The sequence below is a fragment of the Pseudomonas sp. ANT_J28 genome, from assembly GCF_008370005.1.
GTDB classification, from domain to species: Bacteria; Pseudomonadota; Gammaproteobacteria; order Pseudomonadales; family Pseudomonadaceae; genus Aquipseudomonas; species Aquipseudomonas frigoris.
Window position 1 is genome coordinate 1 of the sequence record NZ_VOBM01000027.1, and the last position, 18,858, is coordinate 18,858.

The 18,858-nt window shown below is 59.8% G+C and carries 19 protein-coding genes; 5 read left to right on the forward strand and 14 right to left on the reverse strand.

Features of this window, described 5'->3' with window-relative positions; translation table 11 throughout:
* Window positions 1-142: 142 nt before the first annotated feature.
* The 6 genes from FQ187_RS19020 to exbB all read right to left on the reverse strand — a co-directional run bounded on the left by FQ187_RS19020 (window position 143) and on the right by exbB (window position 7,074).
* Window positions 143-1,543, reverse strand: a complete 1,401-nt coding sequence (locus FQ187_RS19020) for an aminoacyl-tRNA deacylase and HDOD domain-containing protein (protein WP_149630662.1) — start codon at window positions 1,541-1,543, stop codon at window positions 143-145.
* Window positions 1,544-1,621: 78 nt separating this feature from the next.
* Complete coding sequence (gene recG / locus FQ187_RS19025) at window positions 1,622-3,697, reverse strand: ATP-dependent DNA helicase RecG (RefSeq protein WP_129439976.1); 2,076 nt, start codon at window positions 3,695-3,697, stop codon at window positions 1,622-1,624.
* Window positions 3,698-3,706: 9 nt separating this feature from the next.
* A complete protein-coding gene (locus FQ187_RS19030; RefSeq protein WP_008150125.1) occupies window positions 3,707-4,636 on the reverse strand; it encodes a hydrogen peroxide-inducible genes activator in 930 nt (309 codons plus the stop codon).
* 279 nt (window positions 4,637-4,915) lie between these two features.
* Entirely contained in the window at window positions 4,916-5,665 is a 750-nt protein-coding gene (locus FQ187_RS19035; protein ID WP_149630663.1) for an energy transducer TonB, read from the reverse strand.
* Window positions 5,662-6,090: a TonB system transport protein ExbD gene (gene exbD, locus FQ187_RS19040; RefSeq protein WP_149630664.1), complete on the reverse strand. Its 429-nt coding sequence runs from the start codon at window positions 6,088-6,090 to the stop codon at window positions 5,662-5,664. Before exbD ends, FQ187_RS19035 begins: the two co-directional genes overlap by 4 nt.
* A 6-nt stretch (window positions 6,091-6,096) precedes the next feature.
* A complete protein-coding gene (gene exbB / locus FQ187_RS19045) occupies window positions 6,097-7,074 on the reverse strand; it encodes a tonB-system energizer ExbB (protein WP_149630665.1) in 978 nt (325 codons plus the stop codon).
* 189 nt (window positions 7,075-7,263) lie between these two features.
* Between exbB and FQ187_RS19050 the strand changes: the two genes are divergently transcribed.
* Window positions 7,264-8,121: an SDR family oxidoreductase gene (locus FQ187_RS19050; protein ID WP_149630666.1), complete on the forward strand. Its 858-nt coding sequence runs from the start codon at window positions 7,264-7,266 to the stop codon at window positions 8,119-8,121.
* A gap of 51 nt (window positions 8,122-8,172) precedes the next feature.
* Here FQ187_RS19050 and FQ187_RS19055 read toward each other — a convergent pair whose 3' ends face one another.
* The 7 genes from FQ187_RS19055 to FQ187_RS19085 all read right to left on the reverse strand — a co-directional run bounded on the left by FQ187_RS19055 (window position 8,173) and on the right by FQ187_RS19085 (window position 14,296).
* A complete protein-coding gene (locus FQ187_RS19055) occupies window positions 8,173-8,907 on the reverse strand; it encodes a hypothetical protein (protein ID WP_149630667.1) in 735 nt (244 codons plus the stop codon).
* 79 nt (window positions 8,908-8,986) lie between these two features.
* On the reverse strand, window positions 8,987-9,727 hold the full coding sequence (locus FQ187_RS19060) for a hypothetical protein (RefSeq protein WP_149630668.1): 741 nt from the start codon (window positions 9,725-9,727) through the stop codon (window positions 8,987-8,989).
* Between the two features lie 74 nt (window positions 9,728-9,801).
* Window positions 9,802-10,182 carry a RidA family protein gene (locus FQ187_RS19065; RefSeq protein WP_003229509.1) on the reverse strand — a complete coding sequence of 127 codons (381 nt, stop codon included), beginning with the start codon at window positions 10,180-10,182 and terminating at the stop codon, window positions 9,802-9,804.
* Between the two features lie 24 nt (window positions 10,183-10,206).
* Window positions 10,207-12,312 (reverse strand): bifunctional GTP diphosphokinase/guanosine-3',5'-bis pyrophosphate 3'-pyrophosphohydrolase, encoded by a 2,106-nt coding sequence (spoT, locus tag FQ187_RS19070; protein ID WP_033059343.1) that lies wholly within the window; start codon window positions 12,310-12,312, stop codon window positions 10,207-10,209.
* Between the two features lie 56 nt (window positions 12,313-12,368).
* Entirely contained in the window at window positions 12,369-12,632 is a 264-nt protein-coding gene (gene rpoZ / locus FQ187_RS19075; protein WP_007894670.1) for a DNA-directed RNA polymerase subunit omega, read from the reverse strand.
* Window positions 12,633-12,799: 167 nt separating this feature from the next.
* Window positions 12,800-13,420, reverse strand: coding sequence for a guanylate kinase (gene gmk, locus FQ187_RS19080; protein WP_149630669.1), 621 nt, complete (start codon window positions 13,418-13,420; stop codon window positions 12,800-12,802).
* Window positions 13,421-13,432: 12 nt separating this feature from the next.
* The gene (locus FQ187_RS19085; protein WP_149630670.1) at window positions 13,433-14,296 is read right to left on the reverse strand and encodes a YicC/YloC family endoribonuclease; all 864 of its coding nucleotides are present in this window, start codon (window positions 14,294-14,296) and stop codon (window positions 13,433-13,435) included.
* Window positions 14,297-14,566: 270 nt separating this feature from the next.
* Here FQ187_RS19085 and rph point away from each other — a divergent pair, with 270 nt between their 5' ends.
* The 3 genes from rph to gltS all read left to right on the forward strand — a co-directional run bounded on the left by rph (window position 14,567) and on the right by gltS (window position 17,271).
* Entirely contained in the window at window positions 14,567-15,289 is a 723-nt protein-coding gene (rph, locus tag FQ187_RS19090) for a ribonuclease PH (protein WP_010465211.1), read from the forward strand.
* Between the two features lie 28 nt (window positions 15,290-15,317).
* Window positions 15,318-15,686 (forward strand): DUF4870 domain-containing protein, encoded by a 369-nt coding sequence (locus FQ187_RS19095; protein WP_149630671.1) that lies wholly within the window; start codon window positions 15,318-15,320, stop codon window positions 15,684-15,686.
* Window positions 15,687-16,065: 379 nt separating this feature from the next.
* Window positions 16,066-17,271 carry a sodium/glutamate symporter gene (gene gltS / locus FQ187_RS19100; RefSeq protein ID WP_149630672.1) on the forward strand — a complete coding sequence of 402 codons (1,206 nt, stop codon included), beginning with the start codon at window positions 16,066-16,068 and terminating at the stop codon, window positions 17,269-17,271.
* Window positions 17,272-17,351: 80 nt separating this feature from the next.
* Here gltS and FQ187_RS19105 read toward each other — a convergent pair whose 3' ends face one another.
* Window positions 17,352-18,131, reverse strand: a complete 780-nt coding sequence (locus FQ187_RS19105) for an exodeoxyribonuclease III (protein ID WP_008030595.1) — start codon at window positions 18,129-18,131, stop codon at window positions 17,352-17,354.
* Window positions 18,132-18,213: 82 nt separating this feature from the next.
* Here FQ187_RS19105 and pyrE point away from each other — a divergent pair, with 82 nt between their 5' ends.
* Window positions 18,214-18,858: an orotate phosphoribosyltransferase gene (gene pyrE / locus FQ187_RS19110; protein ID WP_149630673.1), complete on the forward strand. Its 645-nt coding sequence runs from the start codon at window positions 18,214-18,216 to the stop codon at window positions 18,856-18,858.

Below are 18,858 nucleotides of genomic sequence, written 5' to 3' on the forward strand. Positions count from 1 at the left end.
TTTTCCCAGGTCGATGGCGGCAATAGCTACTTTGTTCATGGCAACGGTCTCCGGTGAGCCCCCTGTGAAAGCTTAGTGGGCGATCACAGGGGGCGGCGGGGGTAGCCATTTCATTATTTGACCGAGTGTGGGAGCGGGGGTTTTATGCCTGGCCGAATTGCGAAGCCAATTCGCGCAGCAGCACTTCAGCCTCAAGTACTTTGCTGACGACGTCGTTGGCTTTCTCGCGAGTCAGGCCGACGCGTTCCAGCAACGCATCCGGGATGTCTTCATCCGGGCCTGAGCCGACGCCACGGCTACGCAACAAACGCACAGCCAGGCACACAAGGTTGGGGTACTCGGCGTAATCGCCGTCGTAGCCCGGGTCGTGCTGGAAGCGCAGCGCGGTGGCCAGTTCTTCGGGCATGTCCCAGTAGCGCATCAGCCACGAACCGATCTGTTCACGGCTGATGCCCAGCAAGTGTTGCTCGACGTAGCTGTGGCACAGGTGCGGGTTGACCTCCAGGTGGCGGCAGATCAGCGAGAAGTGCGGCGGGAAGACGTGGGCCAGCAGCAAGTAGCCGAAGTTGTGCAGCAGGCCGGCGAGGTAGGTCAGGCCGGCTTCCGGGCGCTGGGCGCGCGGCATGGCGCGGGTCAGGCCTTCGATGACGGCGGCGGTGTAAATCGATTGCTGCCAGTAGGGCGTGGTGTGTTGCGGGTGGTCTTTGGGCAGGCTCAGGGTTTTGCCCAGGGCCAGGCCCAGCGCCAGGTTGATCACCAGGTCGAAACCCAGCACCCGGACGATGGCGTCTTCCACTGAGCGAATCTTGCCCGGCGAGGCGTAGTACGGCGACGCCGCCCAGCTCACAACCTGTGCGGCCAATGCCGGGTCGGTTTCGACGACGCCGGTGATGTCGTCGATGGTAGCGTTGGGGTCGACGCGCAGTTTGATGATTTTCTGCGCGGTTTCGGCCAGCGGCGGAATTTCGATGGTCTCTTCCAGACGCTGCTGGATGCGCCGCGCGGTGAACGCTTGAACAGCCTGGGTGATTTCCTCGCGGTCATCGTGGGGGCGGTCGAGGTTCGGGCGAATGCTGGTCAGCGCTTCGCCGAAGTTGGCGGCGCTGGCCTTGGTCAGCATGGTCTTGAAGTCTTCACTGGTGACTTCCAGCAGCACGCCGGGCTCGCCCGAGTTGATCAGCAACTTCGGCTCGCGCAGCAGGCTTTCTTCATACAGGCACGGTGAACTGGTGAGCGCCGGCATACCGGGCAGCAGGCTCAGGTTGTGTTTGCCGAGCATTTTTACCAGCCGTTCGGTAGACACGGCGGTGAGGCGGCGGCCCGTCAGTTCGGCGAGGCGATTGAGGTCCAGCAATTGGCTCTGCGGGAACAGCACCATGAGCGTGCCCACGGCGTCATCGAGCAGAACAGCCTGCACTTTGCGTGCGGCGTTCAGGCCGTGATGGTCGAGGACTTCTTCGTAGGCAATACCCAGTTTGCCCAGCATCAGCCGAATAACCGACGGAGCGTGCGGGGTGGCGGGTGCGAGGGCAACTTCGGTCATGGTCTGTATCCGTTTTAAAACAGTGGCAGGAGTATAACCAGCTTGCTCAGAACGGTGGTTCAGAAACTGCGACGGTGCTCACACTTGGCCGTATTGCTGCCCATGACGTAGCCAGCGGTCGAGCAGTGGGCTGACGTGATCCGGCCAGCGTTCCAGCAGTGCTTGGGCGGCGTCACGCACGGCGGGCAGCAGATCGGCGTCGCGCATCAGGTCAGCGACCTTGAATTGCAGCAGGCCGGTCTGACGCGTACCGAGCATTTCGCCGGGGCCGCGCAGCTCAAGGTCTTTTTCGGCGATGACAAACCCGTCGTTGGTTTCGCGCATGATGCCCAAACGCTGACGACCGATCTGTGACAGCGGCGGATGGTAAAGCAGCACGCAATGACTGGCCGCGCTGCCCCGACCCACACGACCGCGCAACTGGTGCAATTGCGCAAGCCCGAGGCGTTCAGGGTTTTCGATGATCATCAGGCTGGCGTTGGGCACGTCGACGCCGACTTCGATCACCGTGGTTGCGACCAACAGTTGCAGGTTGCCGGCCTTGAATTCGGCCATGACCGCGGCTTTCTCGACGGGCTTCATGCGACCGTGGATGAGCCCGACCTTCAGCTCGCCGAGGGCGGCGGTGAGGTCTTCGTAGGTGGTTTCGGCGGCCTGGCAGGTCAGCTCTTCCGACTCTTCGATCAGCGTGCACACCCAATAGGCCTGACGCCCTTCAGCGCAGGCGCCGCGCACCCGTTCGATGACTTCGACGCGCCGGGTATCGGTGATCAGCACGGTGTTCACCGGGGTCCGGCCAGGCGGTAGTTCGTCGAGGATCGAGGTGTCGAGGTCGGCGTAGGCGCTCATGGCCAGCGTCCGGGGAATCGGTGTCGCGGTCATGATCAGCTGGTGCGGGCACATCCGCCCGCCGACACCTTTCTGTCGCAGCGCCAGCCGTTGCTGCACGCCGAAGCGGTGCTGTTCGTCGATGATTGCCAGTGCGAGGTTTTTGAACTGCACTTCGTCCTGGAACAACGCGTGGGTGCCGACCACCATTGGTGTGCCACTGGCGATCTGCTCCAGTGCGGCCACACGGTTCTTGCCTTTGAGCTTGCCGGCCAGCCACGCGACTTCAATGCCCAGCGGTTCGAGCCAGCGTTTGAAGGTGATGAAGTGCTGCTCGGCGAGAATCTCGGTGGGCGCCATCAGCGCCACTTGATACCCGGCCTCCAAGGCCTGGAGTGCAGCGAGGGCGGCGACCACGGTTTTACCCGCGCCTACGTCGCCCTGAATCAGCCGCAACATGGGCTCGTGCTGACTGAGGTCGTAGGCGATTTCGTTGCCGACCCGTTGCTGAGCGCCGGTCGGAGTGAAGCCAAGGTTCGCCAGATATTGAGCTGGCAGCCGGGTGGCTTTCGGCATCGCTGGCGCGCGCAGGGAGCGCATGCTCTCGCGCAGGCGCTGCTGGGACAGTTGATGGGTCAGCAGTTCTTCGAAAGCCAAGCGGTGCTGCGCCCAGTGATGACCGAGGGCGAGTTCGTCGACGTCGGCATCGGCCGGCGGGTGGTGCAGGTAGCGGATCGCATCGGCCAGCGGCGCCAGTTGATAGTCCCGCGCCAGTTCGGTCGGCAGCCAGTCGGGCAGGCTGGTAGGGCCGAGCATCGTCAGGGTCTGCATGCACAACTGGCGCAAGCGCTGTTGGGTCAGGCCTTCAGTGAGCGGGTAAACCGGGGTCAGGGTTTCATCCACTGGCGGCGGCTCGTCGCCGGTGATGGCGCGGTATTCCGGGTGATAGATCTCCAGCCCCGACGCACCGGGCCGCGCTTCGCCGTAGCAGCGAATGCGCGTGCCACGTTTGAGGCCTTCTTTCTGGGCGTTGCTGAAGTGGTAGAAACGCAGACTGAGCCCGCCAGTGCCGTCTTGCAGGCGCACCACCAGGCTACGGCGGCGGCCCATGACCACATCGGCGCCGCTGACGGTGCCTTCGATTACGGCGTCTTGCCCGGGTCGCAAGTGGCCGATCGGGACCACGCGCGTGCGGTCCTGATAACGCAGCGGCAGGTGGAACAGCACGTCCTGAAGATTCTCCAGGCCGACCTTGGCCAGCTTCTCGGCCATGGCCTCGCCGACCCCCTTGAGTGCCGTCACCGACACTTGCGACAACTCGGTCATGGCAGCGACTTAGGCCGCAACCACCGGTGCTTGCGGCTTGGCCACCGAGCACAGGCGAATGGAGTCAGCGAGGATTTCAATAGCCTTCGGCCGCGGGAAGCTCGCGCGCCAGGCGATGGCCACGGTGCGGAACGGCACCGGAGGCGTCAGTGGACGCACTTCGATCACGCCGGGGGCGTAGTGATGGCTGTCGACTGCCGACAGCGGCAGGATCGAGATGCCGAGGCCGGACGCAACCATGTGGCGGATGGTTTCCAGGGAACTGGATTCCACCGTGGTGTGTTTGGCGCCGTCGTTGCCTTTGGCCAGGGTCGGGCAGGCTTCCAGCACTTGATCACGGAAACAATGGCCTTCGCCGAGCAGCAGCAGGCTCTTGTCGTTGAGCAGGGCGGCGTCGATGGATTCTTTTTGGGTCCACGGGTGCTGGGCCGGCATCAGGACGTAGAACGGCTCGTCGTAGAGCTGGAGGGTCAGCACGTCGGCTTCGTTGAACGGCAGGGCGATGATGATCGCGTCGAGCTCGCCGTTGCGCAGTTTGTCGCGCAGCACGTGGGTGAAGTTTTCTTCGATGTACAACGGCATCTGCGGGGCGACCCGGTGCAGTTGTGGAATCAGGTGCGGAAACAGGTACGGGCCGACGGTGTAGATGGCGCCGACTTTCAGCGGCGCGGTCAGCTGGTTCTTGCCGGCCTGGGCCAGTTCGCGGATGCCTTGGGCCTGTTCCAGCACTTTCTGCGCCTGGGCGACAATGCCTTCACCGACCGGGGTCAGGCGCACGGCACTCTTGCTGCGCTCGAAAATCAGCACACCGAGTTCGTCTTCAAGCTTTTTCACGCCCACCGACAGGGTCGGCTGGCTGACATGGCAACGCTCGGCCGCGTGGCCGAAGTGCTGCTCTTGGGCGAGGGTAACGATGTAGCGTAATTCTGTAAGAGTCATAGCAAGCGTCCATGAAGTTGCGAGCCAAGCATACCGGCTGCAATCGATAGACGCACGTTATCAGACTGAGTGCGTTGAGTGACACAGGGCAAAGCAGGTTTGCCGCTGGCGGATATGCAAAAGGCACCTTTCGGGTGCCTTATCGCCGCTATTTCTGTCGCTGAGGATCCCCTGTGGGAGCGGGCTTGCTCGCGAAGACGCTGTGTCAGTCAAAGTTGATGTCGACTGTCACACCGCTTTCGCGAGCAAGCCCGCTCCCACATGGGGATCTGCGGCGTTTTAGCGCCGACGTTTTTCCAGCGAGTAAACAAACGGTGCAACGATTTCGATGGAGCCGTTGGTCAACATATCCGCCGGTGGCTTGGGCAGTGGTTGAGCCTCGCGGATCATTTGCAGGGTGGCGCGGTCCAGATCGGCGTTGCCGGAAGGGCTCGCCAGTTCGAACGACAACACATTACCTTGCGCATCCATCACGAAACGTAGACGGTTCACACCTTCCTTGTTCCGCATCCTTGCAGCGGGTGGATACTTCTTATGCTTGGCCAAATGCGCGAGCAATTCGCTCTGCCAACTGGCCTTGGCGGCTTGCTGTGCGGGTGACGGACCTGGCGCTGGCTGCGCGGACTTTTCGGTCGGCGCCTGAGTCGGTTGCGCGTCGCTCGGTTTTTCCTCGGACGGCTTCTCTTTAGGCGGTTCGGGCTTTTTCTCCACAGGCTTGGGCGGTTGAGGCTTTGGCTTGGGTTTGACCGGTTTCGGCACGGCGATCTCGGCCTTTGGCGCTTCAGCCAGCTTCGGTATCGGCAGTTCTTCCACCGGAGCGGGTGGCTGTGGCGGCGTTATGACCTTCGGCGGGGCCGGCGGTGGCGGGGCCGGAACTGGCGCCAACTCGACCATCATCGCCTGCGGCGGCAGCTCGATCGGTGGGCGCGACGTCCAGTTCAGCGCCAGCGCAATGGCCAGCGCATGGACGCCCAGCACCACGGCCAGGCTCGCGCTGTAACGCGTCAGCTTTTGGCGCGTCGTGATCATTTCTTGACTGCCGTCTCGAGTCCGACCAGACCCACCTTCAGGTAACCGGCAGAGCGCAGGTTGTCCATCACGCTCATCAGGTCGCCGTAGTCCACACCTTTATCGGCCTGGAAGAAGATCGTCGTGTCTTTCTTGCCTTTGGTCTTGGCGTCGAGGGTGGCGCCGAGTGCTTCGGCCTTCACTTCGTCTTCGCCGAGGAACAGGCGTTGGTCAGCCTTGACGCTGAGGAACACCGGTTTCTCTGGCCGCGGCGCCGGTTTGGCGCTGGAAGCGGGCAGGTCGACCTTGATGTCTACGGTGGCGAGCGGGGCCGCCACCATGAAGATGATCAACAGCACCAGCATCACGTCGATGAACGGTGTGACGTTGATTTCGTGGTTCTCGGCCAGATCGTCGTCTGCGCCTTCTCTCAAATGCAGGCCCATGGCCGATTACCCCACTTTCACCATGTGCGGTTGCGAGCTGCGCTCGGACGGCTGGTGGTCGAGGTCGCGGCTGACCAGCAGCAGGACTTCTGCTGACGCATCGGAAACCTGCGCCTTGTAACCGGCAATGGAGCGGGCAAAGACGTTGTAGATCACAACGGCCGGAATCGCTGCAACCAGGCCCAGCGCGGTTGCCAGCAGGGCTTCGGCGATGCCGGGAGCCACGACGGCAAGGTTGGTGGTCTGGGTTTTGGCGATGCCGATGAAGCTGTTCATGATGCCCCACACGGTACCGAACAGGCCGACGAACGGCGCGGTGGAACCGATGGTGGCGAGCACGCCGGTGCCGCTGCTCATGTTGCGACCGCAGGCTGCAACCAGGCGCTCAAGGCGGAAGGCGACGCGTTCCTTGATGCCTTCTTTCTCGCGGCTGTTGACCGACAAACGCATCTCTTCCAGGGCGTCATGAACCAGCAAGTTGGCGAGGGTGCCTTGCTTGGTAGCTGTCGCACTGGCTTCTTTAAGCGTTGTGGCTTTTTTCAGGTGAGCGATTTCAGTGCGCAGACGACGCTTGGCGCCCATCAGCTCGAAACCCTTGGCGATCCAGATGGTCCAGGTAATGATCGAGGCGATGGCCAGACCGATCATCACGATTTTCACGATGATATCGGCGTTCTGGTACATGCCCCACGGCGACAGGTCGTGGGCCATGCCCAGAGAGTTGTCGGCTTCGAGGACTTCCGGAGCGTCTTCGGCGGTGGTGTCTACGGCTTGGGCCGGGTCGGTCGCAGCCGGGGTAACGGCCGGTGCGGCGTGATCGGCAGGAGCTGGAGCAGCAGTGGCAGTGGCAGCCGGAGCGGCTGGCGCTTGTGCGTCAGCGAAAGCGGCGGTCGGCGCCAGCATCAGGCTGAGCAGCAGGGCGGCCACTGCGCTCCAGGCGCGAGGTCGTTTGGTTGGCGAAGCGGGGAATTGATTGGGTGTCATGCTGGCCGGACCTGAGAAAGAAAAACGGTAGATGCTCTTCCAGGCCTCGAGAGGCCGAGAACAAAAGTGGCTGGCATTATTGCAATTAATTCTTGTTAACAAAAGCAATAGCGTCTCTTTTTTTCCTCCATTACTAGCCGCTCATCCATTTCGGGCGCTAGTCTGTACCTTTCTTGAGGGAGTTTTCTGATGTCCGCGCCTTCTGTTTTGATCGCCGGTTGTGGTGATGTCGGCAGTCGTCTGGCCACGCAATTATTGGTTTCGGGGTGGGAGGTTCACGGCTTGAGGCGTGACATCTCGCGCCTGCCCGAGGGGGTAATTGGCGTTGCCGGTGACTTGTTCAATGAAGACTGTCCAGCGACCTGGCCAGTCGGCGCGGTGGATTACCTGGTGTATTGCGTGGCCGCCACCGATCACGACGAGGCGGGTTACCGCGCCGCATATGTGCAGGGTTTGCAGTACGTGCTGGAATGGCTGAGCGACTACGGGCAAGTGCCTGATCGACTGCTGTTTGTTTCCAGCAGCAGTGTGTATGGCCAGCAGGAAGGCGAGTGGGTCGATGAGACTTCGTCTGCTGCGCCCGCTGGCTATTCAGGGCGTGTGATGCTGGAAGCCGAGCAGATTGCCCTCAATAGCGGCATTCCGGCCAGCATTGTGCGTTTAACCGGTATCTACGGTCCCGGCCGTGAGTGGCTGTTGACCCAGGTTCGCCGGGGCTATCGCGTTGCGGTCGATCCGCCGTTGTATGGCAACCGTATTCATGCAGACGACGCGGCGGGGCTGATGGCCTGCTTGCTTGAGGCGGACCGGCGCGGGGTGGCGCTGGATGACGTCTATATCGGCGTCGATAATGCGCCAGCACCACTGGCAGAAGTGGTGGGCTGGCTACGAGAGTATTTGGGCGTGACCGAATGGGATGACGACGCGAGCGTGCGGCGCACTGGCAGCAAGCGCTGCAGCAATGCGCGGGCCAAAGCCTTGGGCTGGACACCGAAGTACCCAAGTTACCGCGAAGGTTATGCCGCGATACTTGCCCAGGGGAGTTGAGCTGAGCGAGCCTCTAAACAACAGGCGCCTGCGGGCGCCTTTGTTTTTGGGTCATTGTTTTTCCAGCAGCCACTGGCGTGGGCCGGGGGTGAAGTGGGGGATTTCGTCTGGCCGGGATTGATTGATTGTCTGGAAAATCTCCAGCTGCTTGCCTTTTCGAACGAAAATCCATGTGTCACTCAGCTCACCTGTGCCCAGATACAAGGTGTCATTGCCTGCGCCTTGGTTGGCGCAATCACCGTCCAGGCATAACTCGAATCGATCAGTTCCCGGTAACCCTGAAACATGGCCATCTTCCGTAAACTCGACTATTTGGCCTGTTCCGTGACCGCCGATAATTTTCCACTGCCCGCCCAGGTAAGCGGCGTTCAGGGCATTCCTGAAGGTGTTACCCCACCTTGTCCCCGTTTTGGCGGTCTTGCTGGGGCGACTGAACACCTGCTGGGGTACGTACTCTTTGGCCAGTTGGGTCAGTCGCTTGCCATCCAGGCGCAGCTCGTCAGTGCCGTAGCCGTTGTAGTCAACGGTCCAGGCATTGGGTGACGTTTGCAGCAGTTGGCCTTCACCCATCTCAAAACCGCTGCTCACTTGCGCCTTGCCGGTGTGGGTGTTGATGTCCCATTCCAGATTCCGGCCATGGGTGTTTAAGGATTCATGTAAAGACTGGCCTTGGACCGCTGCATCGATGGCCGCCTGATTGATCCAGATACCGCTGATATCCGTTTCTGCGGGCATAGAGGTGCAGCCGCCGAGCAGCAATAGGCCAAGGATTAGCAGTGAGCGCATGATCAATCCTTGAGCGGAGGGCAAGAATTCGACGGTGCAGGCTAAAGAAAAAGGAGCCCGCAGGCTCCTGTATTCTGTATCACTGTTTTTCCAGCAACCACTTGCGATCGCCCGGGGTGAACTGCGGCATTTCATCCGCCTGTGCGGTGTTCACTGCCTGGAGGATTTCCAGTGCCTTGCCCTTGCGCGCAAAGATCCAGGTGTTGCCCTGACCATTGGCCTGTAGCCACATGTTGTCATTGCCGCCGCTCATCGACGCGCAATCACCGGCCAGGCACAGGGCATAACGATCCGCCCCCGGCAGGCCGGCAACCTGGCCGTCAGCCTGGAATTGCACGGTATTGCCTTCACCGGGACCGCTGACGACTTTCCAGCTGCCGCCCATGTAGGCCGAATACAGCGCGCGCTCGAAGCTGGCGCCGATGGGGGCGCCGTCTGGCACCTGAACCTGCGCGCGGTCGAAGACTTGCTCCGGCTCATTGTCGCTGGCGACCTGGCTCAATTGCTTGCCGTCACGCTTGAGCTCACTACCCGAGCTGCCATAAAAGTCGATTTTCCAGGCGCCGGACTGTTCGCCCAGCAGCTTGCCGTCGACATTTTCAAAACCGTTGGTGTAGCGGGCCTGACCGGCCTTGGTGTTGACGTCCCATTCCAGGTTCGGGCCATAGGCCTGGAGCGCTTCGCGCAGGGGGCCACCTTTGGCTGCTGCATCGATTGCCGCTTGATTGATCCAGGTGCCGCTGATGTCACGGTCGGCAGGGTTGCTGGCACAACCGCCCAAGAGTAGGGCGACCAGCGAGAGAGCTAGCGCTTGGCGCATTTTGGAATCCTTTCAGAACCCTTTCTTTACAAGATCGGTCAGCGCAGTCCCGTTGAGGACTGCGCCGTACGCATTTACTCGATGACCAGAATGGCATCCATCTCAACCTGCGAACCCTTTGGCAAGGCCGCTACGCCGATGGCGGCGCGGGCAGGGTAAGGCTGGTCAAAGTACTTGCCCATGATCTCGTTGACCTTGGCGAAGTGGCTCAGGTCGGTGAGGAAGATGTTCAGTTTGACGATGTCCTTGAACGAACCGCCAGCGGCTTCAGCCACGGCTTTGAGGTTCTCGAACACCTGGACGGTCTGGGCTTCGAAGCCTTCTACCAGTTCCATGGTTTTTGGGTCCAGAGGAATTTGACCCGACATGTAAACGGTGTTGCCGGCCTTGATCGCCTGGGAGTAAGTGCCGATAGCGGCCGGGGCCTTGTCGCTGGTAATAACTGTTTTGGTCATGAATGACTCCTTGTAATGAGTGGCTTACGCACGCATGCGAGTGATGCGAATCACCCCGGTCAGGGCGCGCAGTTTCTTGATCACGCGGGCCAGGTGCACGCGGTCGTGCACGCTGACCACCAGTTGGACCACGCTGATGCGACCATCGCGTTCGTCCATGCTGATTTTTTCAATATTGCCGTCGGCCGCGTTGACGCTGCTGGCCAGCAGAGCGATCAGGCCGCGCTGGTGCTCCAGCTCGACGCGCAGCTCGACATTGAATTCGCCGGTGACATCCTTGGCCCACGAGAGCTGGATGCATTTTTCCGGGTTGTGGCGGATTTCGCTGATGTTGCGGCAGTTGTCCAGGTGCACGACCATGCCTTTGCCCGCGGACAGGTGGCCGACAATCGGGTCGCCCGGGATCGGCGTGCAGCACTTGGCGTAACTGAGCACCAGGCCTTCGGTGCCGCGAATCGCCAGCGGGCCTTCCGCGCTCGGCAGCTGTTCGCCTTCACCAAGCAGTCGGCGGGCGACCACGTAAGCCATACGATTGCCTAGGCCGATGTCTTCGAGCAGGTCTTCGATCAGTTCCAGGCGGTACTCGGTGAGCATCGCCTTGACGCGCTCGGCTGCTACTTTCTCCAGCGAGCTGTCGAAACCGTTGAGGACCTTGTTCAGCAGGCGTTCGCCGAGGCTGATGGACTCGGAGCGGCGTTGCAGTTTCAGCGCATGGCGGATGTGGGTCCGCGCCTTGCCGGTGACCACGAAGTTGAGCCACGCCGGATTCGGTCGCGCGCCGGGGGCGCTGACGATCTCGACCGTGGAGCCGCTTTGAAGCGGTTCGGACAGCGGTGCGAGACGTCGATTGATCCGACAGGCAATGCAGCTGTTGCCCACGTCGGTGTGCACCGCGTAAGCGAAGTCGACCGCCGTGGAGCCTTTGGGCAGCTCCATGATCCGGCCTTTGGGGGTGAACACGTAGACCTCGTCCGGAAACAGGTCGATCTTCACGCTCTCGATGAATTCCAGCGAGTTGCCGGCCCGTTGCTGCATCTCCAGCACGCCTTTGACCCACTGGCGGGCGCGGGCATGAGTACCTTTTGGCTGCTCATCGCCACTGGATTTATAGAGCCAATGGGCGGCGATGCCGTTGTTGGCCATCTCTTCCATTTCACGGGTGCGGATCTGAATCTCGATCGGTACACCGTGCATCCCGAACAGCGTGGTGTGCAGCGACTGGTAGCCGTTGGCCTTGGGGATCGCGATGTAATCCTTGAAGCGCCCCGGTAACGGTTTGTACAAATTATGCACAGCACCCAGCACGCGGTAGCAGGTATCGACCTTGTCGACGATGATCCGGAACGCATAGACGTCCATGATCTCGTTGAAGGCCCGACGCTTGCCGCGCATTTTCTTGTAGATGCCGTAGAGGTGTTTCTGACGACCGCTGACCTCGCCCTGAATGCCGTCGATGGCCAGGCAGTGGCTGAGTGATTCTTCGATCTTGTTGACGATTTCCTTGCGATTGCCCCGGGCGCGTTTGACCGCTTGGTTGATCCGTGCGGAACGCATCGGGTGCATCGCCTTGAAGCCGAGGTCTTCGAATTCTATGCGGATGGCGTGCATGCCCAGCCGGTTGGCGATGGGCGCATAGATTTCCAGGGTTTCCTTGGCGATCCGTCGGCGTTTTTCGCCGGACAGGACTTCCAGGGTCCGCATGTTGTGCAAGCGGTCGGCGAGTTTGACCAGGATCACGCGAATATCGCGGGCCATGGCCATGGCCATTTTCTGGAAGTTTTCAGCCTGGGCTTCGGCCTTGGTCTCGAAGTTCATCTGGGTCAGTTTGCTGACCCCGTCGACCAGTTCGGCCACGGTTTCGCCGAACTGCGCTTGCAGCGCTTCCTTGGCAATACCGGTGTCTTCGATCACGTCATGCAGCATCGCAGCCATCAGGCTCTGATGGTCCATGTGCATGTCGGCAAGAATATTCGCAACCGCGAGTGGGTGCGTGACGTACGCCTCACCGCTACGGCGGCGTTGGCCGTCGTGCGCTTGTTCGGCGTAGAAGTACGCTCGGCGGACCAGGTTGACCTGGTCCTTGCCGAGGTAGGTCGATAAGCGATCGGCGAGGGCGTCTATGCTCGGCATGATGAAACCTGCCGTTCGCTGTGACCCCGCGCCGTGCTACGTCGACCAGGCATGGCTTAGACTGCCTCGTTGGACTCGTCCTCGAACGCTGCGAACAGCGGTTCGTCTTCGACGATTTCAGCGTTGGCGATGAACTCGTAGCTCATCAGGCCTTCAGCGATTTCACGCAAGGCTACAACGGTAGGCTTGTCGTTTTCCCACTGAACCAGTGGCTCTTTGCCGCCGGTGGCCAGTTGACGGGCACGCTTGGTAGACAGCATGACCAGCTCAAAGCGGTTTTCCACGTGGTTTAGGCAATCTTCAACGGTTACGCGGGCCATGGTATTCCTCGGAGCGAATGCAATATGCGCGCTGCCCGGTTGGGCGAGCGGACTCAACAGTTTAAAAAATCACCAGCGATTAGGGAAGCGCTGATTTTTTGACCAAGCCCTTCAGCGCGCTGCAAGTGCCAATGTAAAGCCCCTGCAGCGGTTTTGGGAAGTGCTGTTTAGCCGAGTAATTCGGCCAAAAGTTTTCCGTTACGCTGCTGCTGACGCTTCTGGTGCAGCTGATTGGCACGGAAAATCGCCTGCAAATCGCGCAGTGCGTGGGCGAAATCGTCGTTGATGATCAGGTAATCGTAGTCGACGTAGTGGCTCATTTCGCTGACGGCTTCGCGCATCCGGCCTTCGATGACTTCGTTGCTGTCCTGGCCGCGATTGTTCAGGCGCTGGTGCAAGGCTTGCAGGGACGGCGGCAGAATGAAGATCGAACGGGCCTGGGGCATCAACTTGCGCACTTGCTCTGCACCCTGCCAGTCGATTTCCAGAATCAGGTCGTGGCCTTCGTCCAGGGTCTGCTGCAGGTGGCTTTGCGAAGTGCCGTAGAGATTGCCGAACACTTCGGCGCGCTCGAGGAAATCCCCATGCTCGATCATCTTCACGAACTCGCTGCGTTCGACGAAGTGATAGTTCACGCCGTTCACTTCACCGGGGCGCATGGCGCGGGTGGTGTGGGAGACGGAAACGCGGATCTCCTGGTCAGCGTCGGTCAGGGCCTTGACCAGGCTGCTCTTGCCCGCGCCCGAAGGTGCGGAAATGATGTACAGGGTGCCGGTGCTGTGGGTCATGTCAGGGTTGCCTTACTCAATATTCTGCACTTGTTCGCGCATCTGCTCGATCAACACTTTGAGGTTGACCGCCGCCTGGGTGCTGCGCGGGTCGAAGGCTTTGGAGCCCAGTGTGTTCGCTTCGCGGTTGAGCTCTTGCATCAGGAAGTCCAGGCGCCGACCGGCAGCGCCACCGGATTTGAGTACCCGGCGAACTTCGATGATGTGAGTGCTCAGGCGATCCAGTTCTTCGGCGACGTCGCTCTTTTGCGCGAGCATGACCATTTCCTGCTCCAGCCGCTGCGGGTCCATCTCAGCCTTCATGTCGGCGAAGCGGTCGAGCACTTTCTGGCGCTGGGTGGCGAGCATCTGCGGGACCAGTTCACGCAGGGTCACCACGTCTTCTTCAATGGAGGCCAGGCGATCATTGATCAACCGTGCCAGCTCCGCGCCTTCGCGCTCGCGGCCGGCCTTGAGTTCTTTCAGGCATTCGTTGAACAGCGCCAGGGCTTCGGCATTCAAGGCTTGCGGGTCGGTCGCATCGCCCACCAGCACGCCGGGCCAGGCCAGGACTTCCAATGGGTTCAGCGCGGCCGGATTTTTGATCAGGCTGGCGATGGTCTCGGCGGCGGCGACCAATTGCGCGACGCGCTCGCGGTCCACCTGCAGTGGTTTGTCGGTATTTTCTTCGGTGAAGCGCAGGGTGCATTCGAGCTTGCCCCGGGAGATTCCCTGACGCAGCGCTTCGCGGACCGCGCCTTCGAGGTCGCGAAAGGACTCAGGCAGACGCAGGTGCGGCTCCAGGTAGCGGCTGTTGACCGAGCGCAGTTCCCAGCTCAGGGTGCCTTGGGCGCCGGCTTTTTCGACGCGGGCAAAGGCGGTCATGCTGTGCACCATGGAGGTTCCTCGCAATGCAGGTTCATGCGTTACCAAAGGTTTCGCAGACCTGATCTATATGAATTTAAGCCCAGAGGCAGCAAAGGCGCAGGATTGTAGCGCAGTGGGGCGAATGCGCCCAAACACACGGAGTGACAAAGGGCTGCAGGCCGTCGGTAAAGCGCTATTCAGGGCCTTCAGTCGTCGGGGGATTTTTTTAGAAGTGCCCACTTGCGGCCCTGCGGCTCTATAATGCTCCGCAGTTTTCCGTCCCCCGTACAGGTATTCCCTATGAAACGTCCAAGTGGTCGCGCTGCCGATCAGCTCCGCTCGATCCGCATTACCCGCAACTACACCAAACACGCCGAGGGATCTGTACTGGTCGAGTTCGGTGATACCAAAGTCATCTGCACCGTCAGCGTCGAGAACGGCGTGCCGCGTTTCCTCAAAGGTCAGGGCCAAGGCTGGTTGACCGCCGAATACGGCATGCTGCCGCGCGCCACTGGTGAGCGTAACCAGCGTGAAGCGAGCCGCGGCAAGCAAGGCGGCCGCACCCTGGAAATCCAGCGTCTGATCGGCCGTTCCCTGCGCGCTTCGCTGGACATGTCCAAGCTGGGCGACGTCACCCTGTACGTCGATTGCGACGTGATCCAGGCTGACGGCGGCACCCGCACCGCGTCCATCACCGGCGCCATGGTTGCACTGGTCGATGCCTTGAAAGTGATCAAGAAGCGCGGCGGCCTGAAAGGCGGCGACCCGCTGAAGCAAATGATTGCTGCCGTATCGGTGGGCATGTACCAGGGTGAGCCGGTACTCGACCTCGACTACCTGGAAGACTCGGCCGCCGAGACTGACTTGAACGTCGTGATGACCAGCACGGGTGGTTTCATTGAGGTTCAGGGCACTGCCGAAGGCGCACCGTTCCAGCCGGAAGAACTGAACGCTATGCTTGAGTTGGCGAAGAAAGGCATGACCGAAATCTTCGAACTGCAAAAGGCTGCACTGGCCGACTGATCGGACTGCTCCACGCAAGGAGGACGCCATGAGTGACGAGCAACAGCTGCTTCCCATACCGAGCAAAGAGGTTCGGCAGTGGGCCATGTTTTGTCACCTGTCCGCCTTGCTGGGGATCTGGATTCCGTTCGGTACGCTGATCGGCCCGCTGATTCTCTGGCAGATGAAGCGCGAGATGGACCCGTTTGTTGATGCTCAAGGCAAGGAGGCGCTGAACTTTCAGATCACCGTCGCCATTGCCTCCGCCATCTGCTTGCTGCTGATGGTGGTGATCGTCGGGTTTTTTCTGTTCGGTCTGTTGGCGATTGGTGCGCTGGTACTGACGATCATCGGTGGCGTGAAGGCCAATGAAGGGGTGCCGTATCGGTATCCGTTCACTTGGCGGTTGATCAAATAACGAACAGCGCTAGATTCCCTTGTGGGAGCGACAGCTGTGTGAAAATGCAGTTCGCCACGCTTTAAAGCAAATGCCCTGACTTGTCGGGGCATTTGTTTTTTTAAATTTGATTAGCTTCCCCCAACGTTGCCATTAGCAATATCGCTCTTACACTTCTAGTCACAACTGCTTCGCCTCAACACCGCCTATGTGCTTGGCAATGAGACTTCACGGTTGATAAAGTTGCCCCAAGTAATATTCCTTCAGAAATATTTCGATATATTCAGACCATTGAAGGTCTTTGAATTTAAAGCAAATCAGTGTTGATAAGATCAACCTGTTCAAGAGGCGTGTCCAGGTAAAAAGTTCGCCCCTGAATATATATCAAAGAATAATCCCAATGGTTCAGCTCGATTTCTATGGAACACTTGTGGCCGCCTCTTTAGTACTGTTGTTGGGGCGTGGACTGGTCACACGAATCGGTTTTTTACGCAGTTACAATATCCCTGAGCCTGTAGCAGGCGGCCTGGTGGTGGCTCTGCTTCTCCTGGTTTTGCGGGGATTTGATATTGACGTCCGATTTGACACCTCACTGCAGACGCCCTTGATGTTGGCGTTTTTTGCCACCATTGGCTTGAGTGCTGACTTCGCAAGCCTGAAGAAAGGCGGGCGCGTAGTGGGGGTCTTTCTACTGGCGGTCATCGGGCTTCTGGTGGTCCAGAATGCCATGGGCATCGGGCTCGCAAAGGCCTTGGGGCTCGATCCGTTGATGGGCTTGCTTACGGGCTCGATTACGTTGTCTGGCGGTCACGGTACAGGCGCTGCGTGGGGAGCGACGTTCAGCGAGAAGTTTGGTCTGGCGTCCGCCTCTGAACTCGCGATGGCCTCTGCGACGTTTGGCTTGGTGCTGGGTGGTTTGATTGGTGGTCCGGTCGCTCGCCTGCTCATCAAACGTGTCCAGACACCCGGTTGCGAGAAAGATAAGCCGCGTCTGCCGAAGGGCTTTGAGCAGCCAAACAAAGAGCGCTCGATCACGCCATTTTCGTTTATCGAGACGCTCGCCCTGATCGCCGTCAGTCTGATGGCGGGCTCCCTTTTGAATGGCCTGCTCCACGGAACTGCGTTTGAGTTGCCGACGTTCGTATGTGTCTTGTTCGTGGGTGTGGTTTTACGCAACGGACTTTCCGCACTTGGCTTGTATCAGGTGTTTGAGCGTGAAGTTTCCGTGTTGGGGAATGTCAGCCTATCGCTGTTTCTGGCGATCGCTCTGATGTCGCTCAAACTGTGGGATCTGGCAGCGCTGGCGTTGCCGATCTTTATCATCCTGGCTGCGCAAGCGTTGGTCATGGCACTGTTTGCGATTTTCGTGACATTCAGAATGATGGGCAGCAACTACGATGCGGCAGTGCTGGCGGCGGGGCACTGCGGTTTCGGACTGGGAGCAACGCCAACTGCCATCGCTAACATGCAAGCGGTGACACAGCGTTACGGACCTTCGCAGATAGCGTTCCTGGTGGTGCCAATGGTGGGTGCTTTCTTCATCGACATCATTAATGTCATCGTGATCAAGTTGTACCTGGCGCTGCCGTTTTTCGCCGCTGTTTGAAGGTATAACGCAGAAAAATGCCCGTATCTTTCGATACGGGCATTTACGTCAATCGGTCAGCAGGTTTTCGTGTCAGTGACCTAGATAGTCAGCGTCCAGTCGTAGTCCACGATCAACGGCGCATGCTGCGAGAACCGTGGCTGACGTGGCAGGCGCGCACTGCGTACAAAGCGGCGCAAGCCCGGGGTCAGTATCTGGTAATCGAAGCGCCAGCCCAGGTTGAGCATTTCCGCCTGTTCGTTATCCGGCCACCAGCTGTACTGGTCACCTTCACGGCTGACTTCACGCAGGGCATCGACATATCCCATGTTGCCGACAATCTCGTCCATCCAGGCACGTTCAGGTGCCAGGAAGCCCGGGGATTGCTGGCTGTCACGCCAGTTTTTGATATCCAGCTTCTGTTGCGCCACGTACAGCGAGCCACAGTAAATGTACTCGCGACGTTTGCGTCGCTGTTTATCCAGATAACGGGCGAAATCGTCCATTAGCTTGAACTTCTGGTTCAAGTCTTCATCGCCGTTCTGCCCCGAAGGGAGCAGCAAGGTCGCGATGCTGACCTTGTCGAAATCGGCTTGCAGGTAGCGCCCGTAGCGGTCGGCCGTCTCGAAGCCGAGACCGCTGATGACAGCCTTCGGTTGCAGCCGCGAATACAAAGCCACGCCACCTTGGGCGGGAACTTCGGCTTCGCAGGCATAAAGGAAGTAGCCATCCAGTTGGAAGGCTGGATCGTCCAGTTCAAAGGCGGAGGCGCGGGTGTCCTGCAGGCAGATGACGTCGGCATTCTGTGCTTGCAGCCAACTGAGCAACCCTCGCTCCACTGCAGCCTGAATACCATTGACGTTCACACTGATGATCCGCATAAATGGCCCCAAAAATCGCGTGGGTGTATGATACACGGCGTCAACCTAATTAGCTAAATCCGTGGTATTTGGGGTTTTTTTCATGCAAGCGTATCAGCGCGATTTCATTCGTTTTGCCATCGATCGCGGCGTTTTGCGCTTCGGCGAGTTCACCCTGAAGTCCGGACGCACCAGTCCTTACTTCTTCAATGCCGGCCTGTTCAACTCGGGTTCGGCCCTTGCGCAGCTGGGTCGTTTCTATGCGGCGGCCATCGTCGAGAGCGGTATTTCGTTCGATGTATTGTTTGGCCCGGCGTACAAAGGCATCCCTTTGGCGGCGACCACCGCAGTGGCCTTGGCCGAGCATCATGACCGTGATTTGCCATGGTGTTTCAACCGCAAGGAAGCCAAGGCTCACGGTGAAGGCGGCAGTCTGGTCGGCGCACCGTTGACCGGCGACGTGCTGATCATCGATGACGTGATCACCGCTGGCACTGCAATCCGTGAAGTGATGCAGATCATCGCTTCCCAGGAAGGTGCGAAGGCTGCGGGCGTGCTCATCGCCCTGAACCGTCAGGAGCGTGGCACCGGCGAGTTGTCGGCCATCCAGGAAGTGGAGCGTGATTTCGGCATTCCGGTGATCAGTATTGTTTCGCTGAACCAGGTGCTCGAATTCCTGGCTGACGATCCGCAGCTCAAGCAGCATTTGCCAGCCGTAGAAGCCTACCGCGCACAATTCGGCGTTTAA

Coding starts and splice junctions, on each gene's coding strand:
- FQ187_RS19085 (WP_149630670.1), bottom strand. CDS start 14,296: ATGGTGCACAGCATGACCGCCTTTGCCCGCGTCGAAAAAGCCGGCGCC.
- FQ187_RS19035 (WP_149630663.1), bottom strand. CDS start 5,665: ATGATCACGACGCGCCAAAAGCTGACGCGTTACAGCGCGAGCCTGGCC.
- FQ187_RS19105 (WP_008030595.1), bottom strand. CDS start 18,131: ATGCGGATCATCAGTGTGAACGTCAATGGTATTCAGGCTGCAGTGGAG.
- exbB (WP_149630665.1), bottom strand. CDS start 7,074: ATGACACCCAATCAATTCCCCGCTTCGCCAACCAAACGACCTCGCGCC.
- rph (WP_010465211.1), top strand. CDS start 14,567: ATGAAACGTCCAAGTGGTCGCGCTGCCGATCAGCTCCGCTCGATCCGC.
- FQ187_RS19060 (WP_149630668.1), bottom strand. CDS start 9,727: ATGCGCCAAGCGCTAGCTCTCTCGCTGGTCGCCCTACTCTTGGGCGGT.
- exbD (WP_149630664.1), bottom strand. CDS start 6,090: ATGGGCCTGCATTTGAGAGAAGGCGCAGACGACGATCTGGCCGAGAAC.
- spoT (WP_033059343.1), bottom strand. CDS start 12,312: ATGCCGAGCATAGACGCCCTCGCCGATCGCTTATCGACCTACCTCGGC.
- pyrE (WP_149630673.1), top strand. CDS start 18,214: ATGCAAGCGTATCAGCGCGATTTCATTCGTTTTGCCATCGATCGCGGC.
- rpoZ (WP_007894670.1), bottom strand. CDS start 12,632: ATGGCCCGCGTAACCGTTGAAGATTGCCTAAACCACGTGGAAAACCGC.
- FQ187_RS19065 (WP_003229509.1), bottom strand. CDS start 10,182: ATGACCAAAACAGTTATTACCAGCGACAAGGCCCCGGCCGCTATCGGC.
- FQ187_RS19020 (WP_149630662.1), bottom strand. CDS start 1,543: ATGACCGAAGTTGCCCTCGCACCCGCCACCCCGCACGCTCCGTCGGTT.
- FQ187_RS19030 (WP_008150125.1), bottom strand. CDS start 4,636: ATGACTCTTACAGAATTACGCTACATCGTTACCCTCGCCCAAGAGCAG.
- recG (WP_129439976.1), bottom strand. CDS start 3,697: ATGACCGAGTTGTCGCAAGTGTCGGTGACGGCACTCAAGGGGGTCGGC.
- FQ187_RS19095 (WP_149630671.1), top strand. CDS start 15,318: ATGAGTGACGAGCAACAGCTGCTTCCCATACCGAGCAAAGAGGTTCGG.
- gltS (WP_149630672.1), top strand. CDS start 16,066: ATGGTTCAGCTCGATTTCTATGGAACACTTGTGGCCGCCTCTTTAGTA.
- FQ187_RS19050 (WP_149630666.1), top strand. CDS start 7,264: ATGTCCGCGCCTTCTGTTTTGATCGCCGGTTGTGGTGATGTCGGCAGT.
- FQ187_RS19055 (WP_149630667.1), bottom strand. CDS start 8,907: ATGCGCTCACTGCTAATCCTTGGCCTATTGCTGCTCGGCGGCTGCACC.
- gmk (WP_149630669.1), bottom strand. CDS start 13,420: ATGACCCACAGCACCGGCACCCTGTACATCATTTCCGCACCTTCGGGC.